The sequence below is a fragment of the Acinetobacter sp. TAC-1 genome (assembly GCF_029025845.1).
Lineage (GTDB): Bacteria > Pseudomonadota > Gammaproteobacteria > Pseudomonadales > Moraxellaceae > Acinetobacter > Acinetobacter guillouiae.
The window spans coordinates 621,964-643,946 of sequence record NZ_CP118892.1 but is presented as its reverse complement, the minus strand read 5'-3'; the positions used below and the strand labels follow the sequence as shown (position 1 = coordinate 643,946).

Here is a 21,983-nt window from a genome sequence, read left to right as displayed (position 1 = left end):
TAAATAGTACCAAGAGAGAAAGCAGTTAAACCTGCGTTCTCTCCTCACAACGCGCTAGCACTTAGCGCCAATGTCTTGCTGGTCCCACTGATCATTCAATAATAATTCTAAGGATTGTTTTTGAATCCCATACATCTCTTTTAAAGCACGAATTTGATCCAAGACTGTTTGATCAGGTGCAGTGAAATCTTTACGCTTGGTTGCCAAAATCATTTTGTTTTTACTGGTATGTTCTAATGCCACAAATTCAAAGACTTTGGTTTCATAACCATACGCTTTCAGCAACAGAGCTCGAATGGTATCTGTCAGCATTTCAGCTTGTTGTCCTGCATGAATACCGAATTGCAACATCGGTTGTAACACTTGTGGACTGTTCAATTGTGGGCGTAATTCTTTATGGCAACAAGGTGCACACATAATCATTTGAGCGTTTAAACGAATACCAGTATGTATCGCAAAATCTGTTGCAACATCACACGCATGTAAGGCGATCATAATATCCAAATGGGATGGATGATACGTTCTCACATCACCTTGGAAAAAATCCAATTGATTAAAATCAGACTTTTGCGCAACCTCTTGGCAAAATTTCACCATTTTGTCATTCAGCTCAACACCCGTTACAAATGGAGTTTGATGTTGTTTTGCCAAATAATCATATAAAGCAAACGTTAAATAGCCTTTTCCTGAACCAAAATCGACAATTTTTAAAGCCTGCTCTTTGGTTTTTCCATCATGCGCTAAAATCTCTGGCTGTTGAATATGCACCAAAGCACCTGAAAAGATTTCAACAAATTTGTTAATCTGCTTCCACTTACGTGCCATGCTTGGAATAATCTGTGCATTGGCATCGGTAATGCCGAGCGGTTGGAGAAAATAACTTTCTTGGTCGACAAAACGATGTTTTGTACGATCATGCCCTTGTTGTTGGTTTTTAGTGGTTTTATCCAGCTTATTTTTACTGACGGTCAGCAAGGCTTTCTTTTTATTTTTCTTCAGCTGCGTCTCGGCCTCATGGGTAAATAAATTGGCTTGTTTACAATCCTCTGCCAGCCCCTGAATCGTGGTTAAAGCATGGGTAAGTGGATAGTTTTTAGTAATATCATTGGTTTTATAACGATATAGACAGCTTAGAACGGTTTCATTCTGTAGCTGAATGACGCGAAAGGTCATTTTCTCTAAATCAACCAATTCTCCTTTATACTGACTTAAAATCAAACGATCTAAGCTTTGATTATCAATAGCTTGCTGTACGCTATCAAAAAATTGTTGTTCCTGAACAGATAAGCTTGCCACATTGGACATAATCAAAACTCGTATTAATTAAGTTACCTATTTTAAGACGTCTTACTTTAAAGGTAAAACTCCATTACTATACATTTGTATTTTAGGATAATAAGATCCAATGTCGACAGATAAATTGATTCACATCTATGCACCACAAGAAGAACGTATTAATGCGTTGAGTCATGCATTCGGTGCAATTTTGGCTGCTATAGCGACTGTTTTGATGCTGATTAAAGGCAACTATCTACATGGATGGCAATTTTTTGGATTGCTTGTCTATGGTCTAAGCATGATTTTACTGTTTTCCAGTTCAGCAATTTATCATTTTTCTGTCGATGAAAAGAAACGCCAATGGTATAAGAAGCTGGATCATACCGCGATTTATTATTTAATTGCGGGAACCTATACGCCCTTTTTGGCAATTGCCATCCCAACAGCAAAAGCACATTATTTATTGATTGCACTTTGGGTCATCGCAGCCATTGGAACACTATTCAAGTTAATATTCATTCATCGTTTTGAAAAAATTTCACTGATTGCTTATTTGGTCATGGGTTGGCTTGCCGTGCTTGTAATGGATGATATGCAACAGTTTTTAAAACCAGAAGCATTAAAATTATTGGTCATTGGTGGTTTAGCATATACAATAGGCGCATTGTTTTATGCCTTAAAAAGAGTAAGATACACTCATGCTATTTGGCATATATTTGTTTTGGTCGGTGCAGGATCACATTTCCTTGCAATCTATCTTTACGTCATTTAATTCATAGACACTCAAAATTCAGTGACCCTGATGGAGTGAATTTGGGTTGATCTCGTTGTTTTTTTAAGAAATTACGCCTTTTTTAAAAAGATTACGCTTTAAAGACTCGTTTTACTTTTAAAAGTGTAAGGTTCACCATGGCGTCATTATCTACTGCTACTCCAGAAATTCAAACAAATTCAAAGACTCGTGTTCTTTTCGCAAGTCTTGTAGGTACAACAATCGAATTCTTCGATTTTTATATCTATGCAACTGCTGCAGTCCTCATTTTTCCGCATCTGTTCTTCCCTGCAAGTACAGATCCGATGACGGCAACAATTCAATCACTCGCAACATTTGCCATCGCATTTATTGCCCGCCCTATTGGCGCAGCAATCTTTGGTCACTTAGGTGATCGTATTGGTCGTAAAGCAACTCTCGTCGCGGCTTTATTGACCATGGGTGTTTCAACAGTATGTATTGGTCTACTTCCAACCTATGCACAGATTGGTATCGTTGCACCGCTATTACTTGCACTTTGTCGTTTAGGTCAAGGCTTAGGTCTCGGTGGTGAATGGTCTGGTGCAGTCTTGCTTGCAACTGAAAATGCACCTGAAGGCAAACGTGCTTGGTATGGGATGTTCCCGCAACTGGGCGCACCGATCGGTTTTATCTTGGCAACGGGTTCATTCCTTGGTCTTGGCGCATTGATGTCTGAAGCAGACTTTATGCAATGGGGCTGGCGTATTCCATTCCTTGCAAGTGCTGCATTGGTGATTGTGGGTTTATATATTCGCTTAAAATTGCATGAAACCCCAGCGTTCCAGAAAGTATTAGACAAACAAAAAGAAGTTAATGTTCCATTTAAAGAAGTTGTGACCAAACATTATAAAATGCTCTTCCTCGGCACAATTGCTGCGGTATGTACATTCGTGGTGTTCTATCTCACAACAGTATTTGCACTCAACTGGGGAACTAAACAACTGGGTTACTCACGTGCAGAATTCTTAGAGATGCAACTGGTCGCAACACTGTGTTTTGCGGCATTTATTCCGCTTTCTGCTGTATTTGCTGAGAAGTTTGGGCGTAAAGCAACCTCTATTGGGGTATGTATTGCCTCTGCACTTTTTGGTTTAGTATTTGCCAGTATGCTTGAGTCAGGTAGCACAGTGATTGTGTTCTTGTTCTTATGTGTAGGTTTAGCATTGATGGGAATGACATACGGTCCAATTGGTACGGTCTTGTCTGAAATTTTCCCGATTTCTGTACGTTATACAGGCTCTGCATTAACCTTTAACTTGGCAGGTATTTTGGGCGCATCTTTTGCACCTCTGATCGCAACTGAACTTGCAACCAAATATAGCTTACAAGCGGTGGGTTACTACTTGACAGCAGCATCCATTCTTTCACTGTTGGCATTCTTGGCCATTCGTGAAACAAAACATGATGATGTTAACAACCAAGTTTAATCCCCTCTCTATGAGCAAAGCCTGCAATTTTGCAGGCTTTTTTGATTTAGCCAAATGCTAAAACTCAGGCTCAGATACAATCTCAACCAGTAAATTATTAAAAGGCTGCATAAAAGATAAATAGCTTGCATGCAATGCCATACGCGCTAAGTCGGTGTTAAACGGCGTAGGATGATAAAGCTTATCGCGCATAATCGGATGCCCAATATATTGCATATGCACCCGTAATTGATGAGAACGTCCTGTAATCGGTGTAAGTAGCACCCGACTTACATCCTTTTCAGCATCATAGCTTACAGATTCAAATAAAGTTTGTGCGGGTTTGCCTAACTCAAAATGCACGATCTGGCGTGGACGATTTTCCCAATCGGTAATCAAAGGCACATCCACACGACCATTGCTATTGATTTGCCCTTGCACCAAAGCAATATAATTTTTTTAACAGTTCTCGCTTGAAACATTTTACTTGCTGCAACTTCTGCATCGCGATGTTTGGCGAACAACAGAATGCCCGAGGTTGCCATATCCAAACGATGGGTAATCTTGGCATTTGGATATATTGCTAATACTCGAAAATAAGCGCTGTCGTGATGTTCAGGCAAACGCCCCGGAACTGAAAGTAACCCTGCGGGTTTATTGATGGCAACAAAGTCATTATCTTCAAAAATAATGTCAAGTGGATCTAAAGGAGGCTGATAAACAAAGCCATCATCAATCGGCATGTGGATCGCATATTGAGAAGAATTGCCGAAAAATAACAATAGACTAAAAAGCTGTCAAGCATGTACATGCTTTATTATTTTCAGCAATCAAAAAAACTCCAATACACAAGAATATTGAAGTTTTTAAGTCCCTATACAATGCGCTTGATCTGATCAATCAAGCCTGAATATTCAATACCAACTGACGTTTCTTTACCTGTTGTCCAACTTGCCCAATAATCTCATTCACGACCCCATCAACATCAGACTTAATCTGTTGCTGAATCTTCATCGCTTCTAAAATCAACAAAGTTTGACCTTTAGTCACCGTATCACCCGCATTTACCAGGATATTGATAATTGCACCATCCATTGGTGCACGAATGTGACCATCGCCTGCGACATCGGAAGTTTCAGGTGCTGCATAGGTGATATTTTCAATGCTGATATTGCCATTCACCGCATCTAAGTATAGCTGATTTCCATCTAAGACATAGTCAATCGAACGGCGTACACCATCCACCTCATAAATGAATTTTTCTGTTTGCTGTTCAATAATGCTGATCCCAAGTGTCTGCCCACAAATTTCAACGTTCACTTGGTTTTGATCACGTTTCACCAAAAGCTGTAATAACTGATCATCATGCTTGAGTTTTAAAGGTAAAGATAACGCAATTCCGGTATTCCAACTGCTTTGACTGGAAGCATTGGTCAACAGTGCCGCAGCAACAGCTAGGTCTTCTAAGCCCAAAGCCTGTTTATGTAAGCTGGCATCTGTTTGGAAGTGCTCTTGAATAAAGGCAGTATTGGTGTCGCCTTTGACAATAATAGGGTGTCTAAGTAAATTCACTAAAAACTGCTTATTACTATTTACCCCCAACAATACACAATCATCTACAGCACGCGCCAAGAGCCGAATGGCATCCTGACGGGTTTGACCATATGCAATGACTTTTGCCACCATTGGATCGTAAAACGGACTAATTTCATCCTGTTGCAACAAACCATGATCAATTCGAACATTGGGTAAATCAGCAGCTTGCCAGCGCTGTATTTGACCAGTCTGTGGCAAGAAGTCTTGGCGGGGGTCTTCTGCATATAAGCGAACTTCTATCGCATGCCCAGACAAGGTCAGTTCAGACTGTTGTAAGGGCAAGGTTTCACCATTGGCTACACGCAGTTGCCATTCCACCAGATCTAAACCCGTGATCAGCTCTGTTACTGGATGCTCGACTTGCAAACGTGTATTCATTTCGAGGAAATAAAACTCACCTGATTGATCCAATAAAAACTCAACCGTTCCTGCACCGACATAATCACATGATTTCGCGGCTGCAACAGCAGCCTCACCCATTTGTTGGCGTAAGCTTTCAGTCATCACTGGGCATGGAGCTTCCTCAACCACTTTTTGATGACGACGCTGTATCGAACAATCACGCTCAAATAAATACACATAATTGCCGTGGGTATCGCCAAACACCTGTATCTCAACATGGCGTGGAGCAATCACAGCTTTTTCAAGAATCAGCTCACCTGAACCAAAGGCATTTTCTGCTTCAGAGCGCGCTGTTTTTAAGGCTTCAGCAATATCAGCAGATTGCTGTACCAGCCGCATACCGCGCCCACCACCGCCTGCTGAAGCTTTGACCATCAGTGGATAACCAATTTTATTGGCTTGTTGTTCTAAATACTCTATATCTTGCTGATCACCTTCATAGCCCGGTACACATGGTACACCCGCCTGAATCATGGCAATTTTTGACAGGCGTTTACTGCCCATCAACTCAATTGCAGGTGCAGGTGGGCCAATAAAGGTAATTCCATTTTTCTCACAGGCTGCTGCAAAATCGGTATTTTCAGAAAGGAAACCATAACCGGGATGAACAGCATCAGCCCCCGTTTTTTTACATGCGTCGATAATATTTTGAATAGATAAATAGGACGCTGAAACTTTTGAAGCACCAATATATACAGCCTCATCTGCATGCTGTACATGACGCGCATAACGATCTGCATCTGAATAGACAGCCACAGTCTGATAGCCCATTGCTTTTGCTGTTTTCATCACGCGAACAGCAATTTCACCACGATTCGCCACCAATATTTTTGAAAATGCCATTCTCGTTTTCCCTATTTTTGGTTTTATATTCACTTGATTATCTTGGTTGAATCACACCGATCTCAATCAAGATCAGTGATCCGCATTGTCAGACTTATGCATCAAACCAATTTGGATGACGCTTTTGGATAAAGGCCATTGTGCCTTCTATACCTTCTTCGCCCCCCACAGCATTGGCAAATTGCTGTGCGGCATCATCCAATAAAGGCGTCAAAGCTTCATTTAAAGTACGGTGCAATAAAGCTTTGGTCACACGAGATGCTTGTGGGGCAGTACGTTTAATCTGCTGAATGGTTTCGATCAATAAAACTTCCAGTGCTTTTTCATTCTCAACCACTTCATGTACAACACCAACCTTCAATGCGGTATGCCCCTCAAAACGTGCGCCAAGTAAAGCCAAACGGCGCGCTTGAGTTAAGCCAATTCGCTTTACCACAAATGGGGCAATCTGGGCGGGAATAACCCCCAATCCTGTTTCAGGTAAACCAAATTTGGCATCGGCAAGGCTGACTGCAATATCTGAAACACAGGCCAAGCCAAAACCACCACCCAATACCGCACCTTCTAAAACCGCGACAACAGTTTGTGGCGCTTGATCCACTTGCTCCAGCATATGTCCAAATTGACGATTGAAATCAACATAAGGCTGATTAGAACCAACACTGGTTGCCTCACCACGCAGTTGAGCCATATCTTTAATGTCGCCGCCTGCACAAAAATGTCCATCTTTGCCACGTAAAATGACTGCACGAATAGTTATGTCATCTTGAATTATTTTAAACACCTGTTGAATCGCTTTGACCATATTCAAACTCATGGCATTGCGACTCTCAGGTCGATTGAGCCATAGAGTTAAAATGCTGCCCTCTTGCTCAAGCTCAATACTGCGATCAAATTGTTGTGTTGTTAGAGATTGCGAAAGTGCCATATTTATTCTCCTTGTTATTGACGTTTAGATGGAAGGATGTCCATCAACTTACAAATAATTCCAAGCATAATTTCATCTGCACCGCCACCAATCGAACCTAAACGGCCATCACGATACAGCTGAGAAGCGGGGTTATCCCACATAAAACCATTTCCACCCCAGAACTGTAAGCAACTGTCTGCAACTTCTCGCGTCAAACGACCTGCTTTAAGTTTTGCCATAGAGGCAATTTCTGTTGCATTCCCGCCGTCAATGTGGATTTCACAAGCACGATAGGTTAAGGCACGTAAAGCTTCCACTTCGGTCATCAACTCCGCAAAACGAAAATGTACATATTGGTTGTTAATCAACGGTTGTCCAAAGGTGCTTCGTTCTTTGGTATATTGAATCGTTTGTTGAATCACATTTTCCAAACCACCAATTGCATTAGCAGCCGCCCACATTCGTTCTTCTTGGAACTGCATCATTTGCATCATAAAGCCCATACCTTCTGCACCCACCAAGTAGCGTTGTGGTACACGAACATTGTCAAAATAGACTTCTGCTGTCGTGGTTGAACGCATTCCAAGTTTATTAAGGGGTTCAGAGAAAGAGATGCCTGCGGATTTTGCAGGAACAATAATCATGGACTTATTGACATGCGGTTTATCATCAGAGGTATTGGCCAATAAGCAAAAAAAGTCAGCTTGTAGGGAGTTAGTAATCCACATTTTGCTGCCATTAATCACATAATCATCACCCTGTTTTTTTGCGGTGGTTTTGATGGCTGCGACGTCTGAACCTGCATGTACTTCCGATACAGCAATCGAAGCGACATATTCACCCGCAATTGCAGGTGTTAAAAATTCATCCCGTAACTCTTGACTACCAAAGCGTGCCAAGGCTGGTGTTGCCATATCCGTTTGCACCCCAATCGCCAAAGGTACACCACCACAGGCGGCTCGCCCTAATTCTTCTGCAACCACAAGGTTATAAGAATAATCTAAACCTAATCCGCCATTTTCTTCAGGCTTACAAATCCCCAGCAAACCTAAATCCGACAGTTTTTTAAACACATCATGAATAGGAAATCGCCCTTCAGCTTCCCATGTCGGAATATAAGGATTGAGTTCAGTCTCAACAAACTGACGTGTGGTACGGCGTAGTGCTTCATGCTCTGTTGTAAATTTCATTGTTTTTTTCCTTAAATTTAATCTTCTCTAACTCGCTTTAATAAAGCGGAGAACACCTCACTTTTAAAAGATGAGGAACGATGAGTTTTGCAAAGGGCGAGGACTTTTAAAGCCTCGATACACCAAATCGTATTGGATTTAGTTTGCGATGTTCTGCTTCATAAATTGTTTCTAATAAGAAGATCAGGACTTTGCGTGTATCACGCGGGTCGATAATGCCATCATCATGCAACATGGCCGTATTAAATAAGGCAGTTGACTGCTGTTCTAATTTTGCTGCTGTACTTTGCTCTAAGAAATCCAGCATCTGCTCGTTAGGCTCCATCCCTGAAGCTTTTTGTTTTCCTTCCGCTACGATACGTAATACCTTGCCTGCCTGAGCTGAACCCATCACTGCCACATGCGAGTTTGGCCATGCAAAAATAAATTGCGGTGACAATGGACGTCCGCACATGGCGTAATTGCCCGCACCATAAGAACCAGCCACAACGATAGAAATTTTCGGTACAGTAGTATTGGCAACGGCCTGAATCAATTTTGAACCATGCTTAATAATGCCGTTCTGTTCAGCATCAGTTCCGACCATAAAGCCTGTGGTGTTATGTAAAAACAGTAAGGGGCGTTTGGTCTGTTCACAGAGGTGAATGAACTGTGCAGCTTTAGTGGCGCCTTGTGGGGTAATCGGTCCATTGTTGGTGATAATTCCGATATGTAATCCACCAATTTTTGCCCAACCACACACGGTCAATGCATCATATTCTTGTTTTACTTCAAAAAATTCAGAGTCATCAACAATTCGTGCAATCACATCTTTCATGTCAAAAGGCTGCTTCGGACTTGCAGGAATAATCCCTAACAGCTCCTCGGCAGGATAACGTGGCTCTTTATAGCTTAAGTTTAACTTTTGAGTTTGCTCTTTCCAGTTAAGATGCTCAAAAACCTCACGGGCAATACGAATCCCATCGGCATCATTCTCGGCTAAAAATTCTGCTGTTCCAGCAACTTGTGCATGCATTTCTGCACCACCGAGTTCCTCTGCTGTTGCCACTTCTCCGGTTGCCGCCAAAAGTAAAGGTGGCCCTGCGAGTAACATCTCAGTTTGCTTACGAACTGCAATCACATAATCAGATAGACCCGGTTGATACGCTCCACCCGCTGTTGCATTGCCATGTACCACAGAGACTTGGGGTAAACCTGCAGCAGACAGTCGTGCCTGATTGGCAAAGGTCATTCCACCATAAGTAAATACTTCAGCTGCATAATTTAAGTTGGCACCCCCACTTTCGGTGAGGGTCAGCATCGGTAATTTCTGTTCAAAAGCGATTGCTTGAAGACGTAAGGTTTTTTGTACGCCCATCGGCGACATTGTTCCGCCTTTGATTGCACTGTTACTTGCTGAAATCAGACAACGAACACCGCTGACAAAACCGATCCCTGAAATAATCCCACCACCTGCATCTGAACCATCTTTATCATCATGCATGGCATAACCCACCAAGCCACACAGTTCTACAAATGGTGAATCAGCATCAAGAGCTAAACGGACACGTTCATGCGGTAAAATTTTACCTTTCTTGTCAAATTTGGGTTTGGCTGCATAAGATTTTTCAATATTCTTATTTTGTACTGCACGCACTTCGGCAATTTGAGCAAGTAATGCCTGCTTGTTCTGTTCAAATTGCTCACTGCCAACTGCAATTTCGGATTGGAGAACAGTCATGAATTTTCTCCTGTCTGCTGGTTATTGGTTTGATCACTCAATTGTTGTTTTAATACATCTGGAATAAAGGCACGATGGAAGCCATTAAACGACTCACTATTTGAAGCATCTGCCAATGGATACATTCGAGTGCCTAAGGACGCAGCGCCATCAATACGAATCGTCATGCCAGAAATGAAACCTGCTGCTTCTGAAAGCAAATAGCAGATCGCTGAAGAAATTTCAGACTCTGTCCCCATCCGTTTCAGGGGTACATTCCCCGCCAAACTTGGAATGATAAATTTGGCAAAATCACCGGTGTAATTGTCCATTCCTGAAGAAACAACCCAACCCGGTGCAACACAGTTAACACGTACCCCAGAACGTCCCCACTCCACTGCTGCTGTTTTGGTTAAATTATCTACCCCAGCACGGGCTGCACCAGAGTGTCCCATCCCCGGCATGCCACCCCACATATCAGCTGCCATATTGACAATACTGCCACCATGTTTTGCCATCCATTGGTTATAGGCTTCTTTCATTAAGTAGAAAGTTGAATGTAGGTTGTTGCGTACCACAGCATCAAACCCGTTGGCAGAAATGCCTTCTAAATTTGAGGGAAACTGACCGCCAGCGTTATTGACAAGACCATCAAGTCTGCCAAATTTTTCAATCACTTCAGCAATCATCTCTTTCACGTTGTGTTCTTCGCGATTATCACAAACGATAAAATGAACTTTGCCACCATCTTCGATGATTTCTTTGCTGACATTTTCCAGTTTTTCAATTTTCCGCCCTGTAATCACCACTTGAGCCCCTAAAGCAGCCAGTTCATGAGCAGTACAGCGTCCTATACCCGAACCACCACCGGTCACAATGATGACTTGGTCCTGAAAAGCATCCGATCTAAATATTGAGTGATAATGCATTTTTATATCCAAATTGTTGTCTTTTAACTTGCTTAAATCTCGCTCTAAGCTCCCTTTTTAAAAGCGAGGAATTCGCCCCACGTTCGTAAACAAGGATTAGAAGGACTTTAAACTCGCTGGGATTTTGACTGGCATATCTAAAAGTTGCTGAGCAAAAGCTTTGCCTTGTGGATCAATACGTAAACTGGCAATTCCTCCACCACCTAAGGCATTTTCCAGCATAAAATTTAAGGCATTAAACCCTGTGATTTCATAACGAATCACTTTAGACTTTTCAGGGTCTAAAACATGCTGCATATATTCTTTGACCTTTTCCTCAGTCAAATTGGCGCGAATCCAGGGTAGATATTCAGGCTGACGTGCGATCACTCCAATATTGCTGTGATTGCCTTTATCGCCACTCCGAGCATGGGCAATTTCAACTAAAGGAACTACAATCTCCTGACCCGTAAATTGAGCCACCTCACCCACTGCAACAACATCAAAAGATTGATCTGAGCAACCTGATGGAATCGGTATATTTTGACGCTGACCATTGATGTCGATCGCAACACTTAGTTTTGATTTATCCACTAAAAACGAGAACAACTTAATCACAGGGGAAGCTTTGGGACGCCCCCCAACAATTCCAGCCAATGCAGATGCCATTCCGGTAGATGCTTGGGCAATTTCAGAAGCAAAGAACATACATGCTTCTTTAAACATGTGCTTTACAGCGATTTTGACAACCACTTCTCGACTATTGATCTGCTGTGCATTTGCGCCATAAGTACTTTCAATACCCAATATTTCAACTGATTTTTCTAAGAATGGCGGAACTGAACGTAATGCTAAAACACGCTCACATTTAGTTAATATTGCATCTGCAATTACTTGGGCTTTTTCAGGAGCTTCGCGTCCTGCTATCAGGAAACTCACCAAAACACGATAACCATCGGGATAGGTTGCACTGACTTTATATTGTTGTGTCGGTGCTCTACCTTTTGCGCCAATCACTAAAACTCGATCTTCACCCACCTGTTCTAATTTCACTTGGCTAAAATCTGCTGTGACATCGGGCAGTAAATACGCTTGCGGATTGCCAATTTCATAGACAACTTGTTCAGCAACAGTTGCAACCGAAACCAGTCCACCGGTTCCTTTTGGTTTAGTCACAATAAATGATGCATCTGCTTTCACTTCAACAATTGGAAACCCCATATTGTCAAAGCCTTGTACTAAGCGCCAATCGGTGAAATTGCCACCTGTACATTGTGCACCACACTCAATGATATGCCCTGCTAAAGAACCTTGGGACAGCTTGTCATAATCCTCTAAGGACCATTGATATTCATGCAACAAAGGTGCAAGCACCACAGCTGAATCCACCACTCGCCCAGTGATGATAATATCTGCACCTTGATCAAGTGCGTCTCGAATTGGAACAGCTCCTAGATATGCATTACAACTGGCTAATTGGCTAGGCAAATCTTCGCCACTAAACATCTCTTTAATATTTTGCGTGTTTAATTCGGCTTGTTGTGGCATTAGGTCATCCCCTAATACCACTGCAATTTTTAAATCCAATCCTTGTGCTTCAAGCACTTTCTGCAAGGCATCACGACATGCCAATGGATTGACACCACCAGCATTGCTAATCACTTTTATTTTTTTATCACTGATTTTTTTAAGCAGCGGTGTCATCACCCGACTGACAAAATCCAAAGCATAACCATGTTCTGGATTGGTCATCATCGCTTTTGCCATGATAGACATGGTGATTTCTGAAAGGTAATCAAAAACCAAATAATTGATGTCAGACAAATGTACCAACTGAAATGCTGCGGTATTGGTGTCCCCCCAGAAACCTGAAGCACATCCAATTTTCACAATACGCTGATCTTCCATTTTCACACCTATCTTGTTTTCATTGTTCTGAATAAAATTTATACATCAATCTACCAAGCAAGCGCTTGGTTTGTAAAGGGCAAAATGTTATCCTGAATTGGCAAATGTGCTAAAACACGTTTTAAACAATGAATAATTTGCTTAACTTTATGGAAAAAATGATCCGATGATTGCTCACTCAATCGATGATATCCAACCAATCGCATGTTTTGATGACAGCCCTAAAGGTCGTTTATTACTTGGTGCTGCTTATTTATTTCATAAGCAAGGTTATGCCAAAACCACAGTTCGTGAGTTGGCAAATTTTATTGGAATTCAATCGGGTAGCTTATTTCATCATTTTAAAAGCAAGGATGATATTCTTGCCAATGTCATGCATGAAACCATTATTTACAATCATGCCCGTATGCTTGATGCAATCCAAAAATCGGATGATGCTGAACAACAGTTAAAACACTTGATCAAAGCTGAGTTAATTTCGATTACTGGAGATACTGGTTCAGCCATGGCTGTTTTAGTTTATGAATGGTTTGCATTGTCGAAACAACGGCAAGATGAACTTCTTAAACTGCGAAATGATTATGAGGATATCTGGTTCGCTGTGATTGAGAAATTGCGCGACCTCGGTAAAATTAAGCATGATGCTTTTATTTGGCGCCGTTTGTTGGGCGGTGCGATTGCTTGGACCGTCACTTGGTATAATCCCAATGGTAAAATGAGCTTAGATGAACTGACTGAAATCGTTTTAGAAATGGCTTTGAAATGAGCACAATTTATCTTCGCAAGCCCAACATTTCAGATCTTGAAGAAATCGAAAAGTCCTATAAAAAAAGCCAAACACTTCATCATCCTTGGACATATCCTCCAACTGATTTTCAACATTACTTACAATAAGAAAGCAGATATTTCCTTTGTCTGACTGAAACCCATCAAATTATTGGTACCTTTAACATTTCCAATATCATTCGCGGTTATCTTCCTTCTGCTTATTTAGGTTATGAGGGTTTTGAGCCTTTTCAAGGACATGGCTACATGCGTTTAGGCATTAATTTATTGTTGAATGAAGCATTCCATGATTTAAATTTGTATCGTTTAAAGGCAAATATACAAGCTGAGAATACTGCTTCCATTCGCCTTGTTGCTAGTGCTGGCTTTATTCAGGAAGGCTTTTCTTGACAATATTTGCGGATTGGTGGTCAGCAATGGATGGATCATCAACGTTGGGCGATAATTAATGAGGATTGGGCCGAAGATTGACAAGCAATGGTTGATTTCTCAGCTGCACTTGTTCTAAGTTCTATAGAACCGAAATAACTTAACATTTGCTTGCATGATAAAACAGACAGAAATAATTTATAAAATATACCCTCAACGGTACATTACAGCTTCGGCAATTAACGGATTAGCTCAACGTTTCAATTTACCTATTGATCCTTATATGCAAGATTGGGAATATGAAGTTGCAGATCCCAGTCGTATTGATGAATTTATGCATGTTTATCTTTCAAATGAACTTAACGATGACGAAAAATTTGCACTTATGGAAACACTTTTACAATCATTTGAGGAATCATCGAAAATACTAGGTTCAGATCAACAATGGATGGCGATTCTTCAAATTTTACAAGACAATCTAGACATTCATGCAACGACCATTTGTTATTGGGCATGTGGAAATTCAGCTTACAATCTTTGTTGGAGAATAACGCCATATCTACGTAAAATTAAACTTCGGAATCATCTAAAAATCACACAATAAGAGCAGCATTAGATCTAGGCATTGAGCTGTTCTAAAAGTGAAAACTTTTGAGAATTCACAACAATTTTTCTCAACTTTAAGTACCTTGATCTTCCCGCTCAAACAAAAAACCATCTTCAAACTCAAACACAGCCTCTTGCATGATTTCCCAAGGATGATTTAAAGGTAAGAGTAAAACACCATTACCAAAGTGTTTAACCACAACTTCTTTGCCCTTAAAATGAAATGCCGTAGGTAAAAGAACGGCCTGACTATGTCCTAATTGAAAAACCTTTGTTACTTCCATAAAGACTCCTTAAATTGACAATAACCCTAGGCCTCTAGCGCACCTATGGTTATTTTTAGCTGAAACCAGCATTGTAAGTTTTTATCACTTAAAAATTTGTCATCAAAACCCCAACTGCTTACTGATCAAATCTTTCATGATTTCTTCAGCACCGCCACCGATCATATTTACTTTGACTTCGCGATAAATACGCTCAGATTTAGTCCCTCGCATAAAGCCCATGCCACCTAGAGTTTGCACTGCCGCATCTGCACAGAACTGCATAGTTTGGGTTGCGATATTCTTTGACATACAAATTTGTGCAATTAAATCACTGCCCTGTAATTCAGCCTGCCCCATACGATACGCAGTATCTTCCAATAATGCCCGTGTTGTGGTTAAACGCGTCGCCATATCAACCAACTTATGACGTACCACTTGATGATCAACTAGACGTTTTCCAAAAGTCTTCCGCGCTTTAGACCATTCTAAAGCCTCTTGATAACAGACCAAGGCGTAACCATAGGCCATAGAGGCCAACCAAAAGCGTTCCATATTGAAGTTTTTCATAATGACCTTAAAGCCTGCATTTTCTTCACCAAGAAGATTTTCTACAGGAACTTTCACTTGGTCAAAATGCAAATGAGCAGTATCTGATGCCCACCAACCCATTTTCTTTAAAGGTGATTTAGTGATGCCATCACTGTGTGCATCGACCAATAACATCGAAATACCACTCGCACCTTTATTTTCAGGATCGGTTCTCACCGCTACCGTATAATAATCTGCGCGCATACCTGAAGTAATAAAGGTTTTTTCACCACTGACCAAATAAAAATCACCTTCGCGGATTGCTTTGGTTTGTAATGCAGCAACATCAGAACCGCCGCTTGGTTCAGTAATCGCAAGTGCAGAAATTTTTTCGCCTGAAATAATTTGTGGCATCACCTTGTCACGAATATGCGGCTGGGCAAAATGATGAATTGGTGGTGTACCAATGGTATGAATCATCAAAGAAATATGTACGCCACCAGAGCCTGCTTTGGCTGTTTCAACTGCGGCTAAGAACACATGAAATGCATCTGCATCTGAGATTCCCCCATGCTCATCATCAAAGCCTAAACCCAATAGACCAATTGCAGCAGCCTTTTGATAAAGCGCACGAGGAAAAGTTTCAGCCTCATCCCATTCATTGACAAAAGGAGAAATCTCTTTTTCAACAAATTTCTTCACACTGTCTGCAAATGCACGATGCTCAGCGGTGTAGTAAATCGGATTATTTAAATGATCCATATCTTGTTGTTCCCTGCTTATTTTTATTGCGATTTATTGTGTACAGTTCTAGTTTAATCCATTCTCGATATTCTAATAGCCCAATTGACGACTCGCGAGGTCTTTCATAATTTCTTCCGCCCCACCACCAATCATATTGACTTTAACATCACGGTAAATCCGTTCAGACTTGGTGCCTCGCATAAAGCCCATGCCCCCTAAAGTTTGTACAGCTGCATCGGCACAAAATTGCATAGTTTGAGTGGCCACATTTTTAAGCATACAGATTTGCGCAATCAACTCATTGCCCTGCATTTCAGGCTTCCCTAAGCGATAAGCAGTATCCTCCAATAAAGCAAGTGTTGTGGTTAAGCGAGTCGCCATATCGACTAATTTATGCCGAACCACTTGATGATCAACTAAACGTTTACCAAAGGTTTTTCGTTCTTGTGCCCATTCCAATGCTTCTTCATAACAGGCTAATGCAAAACCATAACTACTGGCAGCAAGAAAAAACCGCTCCATATTGAAGTTATTCATAATCACAAGGAAGCCCATATTTTCCGCCCCCAACAAATTGCTTGCAGGAACACGAACCTGATCAAAATGGAGATGAGCCGTATCCGAAGCCCACCATCCCATTTTGTCGAGTTTTGATTTGCTTATGCCGTCACTATGAGCATCCATCAATAACATCGAGATACCATTCGGGCCTTTGGCATCAGGATCTGTACGTACCGCAACGGTATAATAATCCGCACGAATGCCCGATGTAATAAAGGTTTTTTCGCCACTGACAATATAGTCTTGACCATCCCGTACAGCTTTGGTTTTAAGTGCTGCTACATCAGAACCACCCGTGGGTTCAGTAATCGCCAACGCTGAAATTTTTTTGCCTGCTAAAATTTGAGTCAGTACAGTTTGTTTAATCTCATCTGAAGCAAAATGATTGATCGGAGGTGCGCCAATCGAGTGTGACAATAAGGAGGCACATAAACCACCTGAACCGGTTTTGGCTAACTCAATCGAAGACAACAACACATGAAAAGCATCGGTTTCTGGAATTCCCCCATAGTTTTCGTCAAAACCTATCCCCAATAAGCCGATATCTGCGGCTTTTTTATAAAGTTCTTTTGGAAAGGTCTCTGCCTCTTCCCATTGATTGATATGTGGCATTAATTCTTTTTGAACAAACTTTCGAATGGAATCTGCAAATGCAAAATGCTGATCTGTATAGTAAATTGGATTATGCTTCATCTTGATTTGCTTCCCAGCATTATTTTGAAAAACTTATACTGACAGATTTTATTTAATTTAAAGTTGCAGAAACGATCAATTTGTATTTAAAAACATGTCATTTTTGATCAAAACTCATATATTAATTTCAGATTCATGATCAAAAATCCGTTACACTGTTAGTAATTTCCTTTTAATTTTTAGCTCTATAAATAATGGCGACATTGAATCAATTTTTATCACGTTTTAACCCTGCAACCATTCAAAGAAGCTTGAGTTATGTCAAAAAAATTGATCTAAAATCCTTAGAGGTCTACCCTGATCGGGATAATTTAGTCATCGAAGCACAGATTCAGGGAACGGATTATTATGAAACGGCTGTTATCTATAATCCTTTAACCAATAAAATTGTGGATACCGACTGTAGTTGCCCTGTTGGTTACGATTGTAAGCATTCGGCTGCACTTGCACGTTATTTTTATGATCAACAACTTTCAAACTCCGCTGCACGTCAAAAACTAAACCCATTAGACCAAGCTCAAACCACAACAAATAGCTCTACCCACACCACGGCAAAAGCTTGGCTCGCTCAATTTAAACAACAATTGGCACAAGTTCAACGCACTGAAACGCCAGTACAGCACCAACTTATTTATATTTTCCAACCAAAAAATAACACCGCCAAATTACAACTTAGTGTTTTTAAAGTTCGTCGTAACAAAGATGGAAAAATTAGAGATACCGCGCTCTACACCAGTTATGACAATGTATTAAATGAACGTCTTAAAGTGAGCAAAGAAGAAAAGAAAATCTTTAGTCATTTGTACTTTTTCGCTAAGCTAAATTTTAGCGATGTTCATTTTTATCCAGCGTCATGGGATATTTCAGGAATCTATCAAGAACATCTAAGAACGGCTATTCAAAGTAGCGCTTGTTACGCACTAGATGTACAAAGATTACCTTTAACATGGTCTGATCAAGCTTATAAAATTGAATTCAACTGGCAAACACGTACAGAACAACAAACAGAGAAACTTAAAGCACAATTTTTTGATGAAAATCATCTAGAAATTTCACCTGACCATGCTGAACAAATTTATATTATTCATTCTCATCCATTAAGTTATCTCGATACCCTTAAAAATCAAGTCGGTGTACTTGAGTCGTTATATTCTAGTGAAATGATCGAAGAATTGCTGAATATGCCACAAATGCCTGTGGAATTAATGGCTGAATTTGAGCAAGTGATTCAACCCTATGCATTTTTTGAAGATTTACCTCAAGCGCCATTTACACAAAGTATAGAAATATTAAAAGGTAAACCCACACCTATTTTACGTTTTGGAACACATCCGCAATATGATCGTCTTGGTCATATGCATCATTATGCAATTGCTGAAATTGAATTTGAATACTCAGCTGGACGAATTAAAGCGGGTTTCCCTGATGACAGTTTCATTATCAATATTGATGAAAAAGCGGTTCGCCAACAACGCGATTTAGTTGCTGAAAAGAAACATATTGATGAATTAATTCATTCAGTTAAATCCATGCAACGGATTAGCAAGCTACCAAAGAGTAAACGCCCTGCTTTTGATGACATCACTGAAAACTCAATTGTCTATGCAGATCCCATGGCTTGGGTTGAGCAGCTGGTTCCTGAAAATAAAATCGAAGGTCTCGGCTGGAAAGTTGAACATACCCTAGATAGTCAGTTCAATTTAAGTGCAACACAAAACCTGCAACTCTCATTAAATGAATCTGAAAAAAAACAAGACTGGTTTAATGTCGGTGCGACGATTCAAGATATGAATGGCAACACCTATAACCTGATTGATCTTCTTGGCTATGCGATACAGCATAATCCACATCTTTTAGAAGATGACTATATTGAAAAAATGGACAGTGACAGCTTCTTAATTGTTCATTTAAAAGAAGCTCAAACACAACTGGCGCTTAGAAATCAAGAAATTAAGCCCATTCTGATCTATTTAAAAGAAATTTTACGACATCCTGAATCTGCAACATTAGATCAATACGATGCCGCTCAATTCTTAGATTTACAGCATCATTTGGGCATGCCTTGGCGCACCAACGAACGCCTGAAAATATTTGCTGAAAAGCTTCAAAATAGTTATCAAGATCAGATCTGTACACCACAAGGTTTCCAAGGTGAACTACGCCCATATCAACAACAAGGTTTAGCATGGCTACAGTTTTTACGTGAAACTGAACATGGCGGTATCCTTGCCGATGATATGGGGCTCGGTAAAACAGCACAAACACTTGCGCATATTCTATTAGAAAAGCAGGCAGGCCGATTAAATCAACGCCCAGCCTTGATTATTGCACCAACCTCTTTAATGCATAACTGGCGTAAAGAAGCTGAGAAATTCACCCCTGAATTAAAAGTTTTGGTCTTACAAGGACATGATCGAGTCGAGCATTTTCAAGAGATTAAAAACGTAGATATTGTGCTCAGTACCTACCCGCTTTTGGGCCGTGATGAAGAATTTTTACTGCCCTATCAATATCATTTATTGATTTTGGATGAAGCGCAAAACATTAAGAATCCACGCGCCAAAGCCTCTCAAGTGGTACGACAAATCAAAGCAAAACATCGTCTATGCTTAACTGGTACACCGATGGAAAACCATTTGGGTGAGTTATGGTCATTGTTCCATTTCTTAATGCCTGGTTTTTTATATAGTCAGGAACTGTTTAATAAAAAATATCGCAATCCTATCGAGAAACATGCAGATCTTCAGGTTAAAACCAAACTCATTTCTCGTATTAAACCGTTTATGTTGCGTCGTTTAAAAACAGAGGTGGCGAAAGAGCTTCCTGAAAAAACTACGATTGAAGTCAATATTGATATGAATGAACAGCAATCTAAGCTCTACGAAGCTGTTCGTGCAACAATGCAAAAGAATATTCGTGAGTTGATTGCAGCGAAAGGCTTCCATCGTAGCCAGATTCAAATTTTAAGTGCATTACTTAAACTTCGACAAGTTTGCTGCCATCCAAGCCTTTTACAACTTGATCAAGTCAAGAATCAAAATGTTGAATCAGCAAAATTAGATCATTTATTGGAAATGGTTCAAGATATGGTTGAGGAAGGACGTAAAATTTTAATCTTCTCTCAATTCACCACGATGCTACAACTCATTGAAGAGCATTTAAAAACCTTAAATATCCGAAATGTAAAACTTACTGGACAAACCAAGAAACGTGATGAAGTGATCACCGCATTCCAAGCAGGCGATATTCCTGTTTTCCTCATCAGCTTAAAGGCAGGTGGTGTAGGGCTTAATCTCACCGCTGCTGATACTGTGATTCATTATGATCCTTGGTGGAACCCAGCGGCTGAAGATCAAGCGTCTGATCGTGCATGGCGTATCGGTCAAGATAAACCTGTATTTGTTTATAAGTTGATTACCAACCAGAGTATTGAAGAAAAGATTTTAGCATTACAGAAAAATAAAGCTGATCTTGCCAAATCTATTCTAAGTATTGATCATGAAAATGAAGTGAAATTATCTGAAGATGATGTCATGAGTTTGTTGGATTGAAACTTTAAAGATAAGGTGTGAAATTTAACAAAAGTTAGATCTAACGCATCAATACGAAGAAACCCCGTCATCATGATGGGGTTTTGTTTTTTATACCTACATTGTTTTAGAATCTATAGACTTCTAAATACGGCTGCTTCACTTTACTGCATCGTTAGCTTTCCCAACTTAAATGATCCAAATTACCGTGATCATCTGTTTTAACGACGATTAACTGATCAGTTAAGTCTCTATTTGTAGTGTAATCAAAGACAGCAAAATATGATGTATCATATTTTCCATCTGGATAAAGCCCAACTCTTGTTAAATATAATTTGGTTAAAAACTGCTGTGCTTTGTCTATTGAATTAGAAATCCCAATTTTTTCTAAGAAATCATCGCCTAATTCTTCAATATGAAAATCCACATATTCTTTAACAGTCCCTTTCATTTTCAAAATCTTGTTGAATATAATCTTGGTTTTTTTGATCAAATTTTTCTATATTTTCAATAAAAGACTTAACTCGTTGAAAAGTTTCTACATCCAAAGTATTCGCTTCAAAATTTAAATCAACTTGAACGGCTTTGCCATTAAGCTCAAGATCAACTTGATAATATTCTTCTAGTGATTCTAATTGCAGTGTTCCAAAATGCGGCAAGGTGTATTCTAACATTTTTTATATTCCTATATTTTTTTCATGTTAGGTATAGCAATTAATTTATCATTTAATGATAAAAAATTCTTGATCTAGATTTTATACTTAGTTCTTCCCGATAAACACCGCACATAAAAAAACACCCCGCTCTCGTTAGAGATCGGGGTGTTTTAGATTTAAAAGCTGGCGATGACTTACTCTCACATGGGTAACCCCACACTACCATCAGCGCTAAGAGGTTTCACTTCTGAGTTCGGGAAGGGATCAGGTGGTTCACTCTTGCTATTGTCGCCAGCAAACTGTTATGGACT

17 protein-coding genes, 1 rRNA gene and 2 pseudogenes are annotated in these 21,983 nt (G+C 40.2%); 6 read left to right on the top strand and 14 right to left on the bottom strand.

What is annotated here, in order from left to right:
• Nucleotides 1-54: 54 nt before the first annotated feature.
• Nucleotides 55-1,305: an SAM-dependent methyltransferase gene (locus PYV58_RS03035; protein WP_034617071.1), complete on the bottom strand. Its 1,251-nt coding sequence runs from the start codon at nucleotides 1,303-1,305 to the stop codon at nucleotides 55-57.
• A 100-nt stretch (nucleotides 1,306-1,405) separates the two neighbouring features.
• On the opposite strand from PYV58_RS03035, the gene PYV58_RS03030 reads away from it, so the two are divergent.
• Nucleotides 1,406-2,050, top strand: coding sequence for a hemolysin III family protein (locus tag PYV58_RS03030; protein WP_004817865.1), 645 nt, complete (start codon nucleotides 1,406-1,408; stop codon nucleotides 2,048-2,050).
• Between the two features lie 137 nt (nucleotides 2,051-2,187).
• Complete coding sequence (locus PYV58_RS03025) at nucleotides 2,188-3,498, top strand: MFS transporter (RefSeq protein WP_034617069.1); 1,311 nt, start codon at nucleotides 2,188-2,190, stop codon at nucleotides 3,496-3,498.
• A gap of 57 nt (nucleotides 3,499-3,555) precedes the next feature.
• Here PYV58_RS03025 and PYV58_RS03020 read toward each other — a convergent pair.
• From PYV58_RS03020 to PYV58_RS02990, 7 genes and pseudogenes are all read right to left on the bottom strand, one after another.
• Nucleotides 3,556-4,220, bottom strand: a pseudogene (locus PYV58_RS03020) (RluA family pseudouridine synthase).
• 157 nt (nucleotides 4,221-4,377) lie between these two features.
• Entirely contained in the window at nucleotides 4,378-6,318 is a 1,941-nt protein-coding gene (locus PYV58_RS03015; RefSeq protein WP_275059703.1) for an acetyl/propionyl/methylcrotonyl-CoA carboxylase subunit alpha, read from the bottom strand.
• A 94-nt stretch (nucleotides 6,319-6,412) separates the two neighbouring features.
• Nucleotides 6,413-7,246: an enoyl-CoA hydratase-related protein gene (locus PYV58_RS03010; protein ID WP_034617064.1), complete on the bottom strand. Its 834-nt coding sequence runs from the start codon at nucleotides 7,244-7,246 to the stop codon at nucleotides 6,413-6,415.
• Between the two features lie 14 nt (nucleotides 7,247-7,260).
• The gene (locus PYV58_RS03005; RefSeq protein ID WP_004817872.1) at nucleotides 7,261-8,418 is read right to left on the bottom strand and encodes an acyl-CoA dehydrogenase family protein; all 1,158 of its coding nucleotides are present in this window, start codon (nucleotides 8,416-8,418) and stop codon (nucleotides 7,261-7,263) included.
• A 106-nt stretch (nucleotides 8,419-8,524) separates the two neighbouring features.
• Entirely contained in the window at nucleotides 8,525-10,138 is a 1,614-nt protein-coding gene (locus PYV58_RS03000; protein ID WP_004724110.1) for a carboxyl transferase domain-containing protein, read from the bottom strand.
• Nucleotides 10,135-11,046, bottom strand: a complete 912-nt coding sequence (locus PYV58_RS02995) for an SDR family oxidoreductase (protein WP_004817877.1) — start codon at nucleotides 11,044-11,046, stop codon at nucleotides 10,135-10,137. The genes PYV58_RS03000 and PYV58_RS02995 overlap by 4 nt, the downstream gene beginning before the upstream one ends.
• A gap of 96 nt (nucleotides 11,047-11,142) precedes the next feature.
• Nucleotides 11,143-12,933 (bottom strand): acyclic terpene utilization AtuA family protein, encoded by a 1,791-nt coding sequence (locus tag PYV58_RS02990; protein WP_034617062.1) that lies wholly within the window; start codon nucleotides 12,931-12,933, stop codon nucleotides 11,143-11,145.
• 166 nt (nucleotides 12,934-13,099) lie between these two features.
• On the opposite strand from PYV58_RS02990, the gene PYV58_RS02985 reads away from it, so the two are divergent.
• The 3 genes and pseudogenes from PYV58_RS02985 (at nucleotide 13,100) to PYV58_RS02975 (ending at nucleotide 14,692) form a co-directional block, all read left to right on the top strand.
• Nucleotides 13,100-13,699: a TetR/AcrR family transcriptional regulator gene (locus PYV58_RS02985; protein ID WP_034617060.1), complete on the top strand. Its 600-nt coding sequence runs from the start codon at nucleotides 13,100-13,102 to the stop codon at nucleotides 13,697-13,699.
• Nucleotides 13,696-14,190: pseudogene (locus PYV58_RS02980) on the top strand (GNAT family protein). The gene PYV58_RS02985 and the pseudogene PYV58_RS02980 overlap by 4 nt, the downstream one beginning before the upstream one ends.
• A gap of 181 nt (nucleotides 14,191-14,371) precedes the next feature.
• The gene (locus PYV58_RS02975) at nucleotides 14,372-14,692 is read left to right on the top strand and encodes a hypothetical protein (protein WP_227504275.1); all 321 of its coding nucleotides are present in this window, start codon (nucleotides 14,372-14,374) and stop codon (nucleotides 14,690-14,692) included.
• A 76-nt stretch (nucleotides 14,693-14,768) separates the two neighbouring features.
• Here the strand turns inward: PYV58_RS02975 and PYV58_RS02970 are convergent, their stop codons facing one another.
• The 3 genes from PYV58_RS02970 to PYV58_RS02960 form a co-directional block, all read right to left on the bottom strand.
• Nucleotides 14,769-14,978, bottom strand: coding sequence for a Virulence-associated protein B (locus PYV58_RS02970; RefSeq protein ID WP_034617054.1), 210 nt, complete (start codon nucleotides 14,976-14,978; stop codon nucleotides 14,769-14,771).
• A gap of 102 nt (nucleotides 14,979-15,080) precedes the next feature.
• A complete protein-coding gene (locus PYV58_RS02965) occupies nucleotides 15,081-16,250 on the bottom strand; it encodes an acyl-CoA dehydrogenase family protein (protein ID WP_004817883.1) in 1,170 nt (389 codons plus the stop codon).
• 72 nt (nucleotides 16,251-16,322) lie between these two features.
• Nucleotides 16,323-17,486: an acyl-CoA dehydrogenase family protein gene (locus PYV58_RS02960; RefSeq protein ID WP_034617050.1), complete on the bottom strand. Its 1,164-nt coding sequence runs from the start codon at nucleotides 17,484-17,486 to the stop codon at nucleotides 16,323-16,325.
• A gap of 194 nt (nucleotides 17,487-17,680) precedes the next feature.
• Between PYV58_RS02960 and PYV58_RS02955 the strand changes: the two genes are divergently transcribed.
• A complete protein-coding gene (locus tag PYV58_RS02955; RefSeq protein WP_034617047.1) occupies nucleotides 17,681-21,037 on the top strand; it encodes a DEAD/DEAH box helicase in 3,357 nt (1,118 codons plus the stop codon).
• A gap of 154 nt (nucleotides 21,038-21,191) precedes the next feature.
• Here the strand turns inward: PYV58_RS02955 and PYV58_RS02950 are convergent, their stop codons facing one another.
• The 3 genes from PYV58_RS02950 to rrf all read right to left on the bottom strand — a co-directional run bounded on the left by PYV58_RS02950 (nucleotide 21,192) and on the right by rrf (nucleotide 21,968).
• Nucleotides 21,192-21,467 carry a DUF2004 domain-containing protein gene (locus PYV58_RS02950; RefSeq protein ID WP_227504274.1) on the bottom strand — a complete coding sequence of 92 codons (276 nt, stop codon included), beginning with the start codon at nucleotides 21,465-21,467 and terminating at the stop codon, nucleotides 21,192-21,194.
• Nucleotides 21,451-21,690, bottom strand: a complete 240-nt coding sequence (locus PYV58_RS02945) for a hypothetical protein (protein WP_227504273.1) — start codon at nucleotides 21,688-21,690, stop codon at nucleotides 21,451-21,453. Before PYV58_RS02945 ends, PYV58_RS02950 begins: the two co-directional genes overlap by 17 nt.
• Before the next feature lie 163 nt (nucleotides 21,691-21,853).
• Nucleotides 21,854-21,968 (bottom strand): 5S ribosomal RNA (rrf, locus tag PYV58_RS02940).
• Nucleotides 21,969-21,983: the final 15 nt, after the last annotated feature.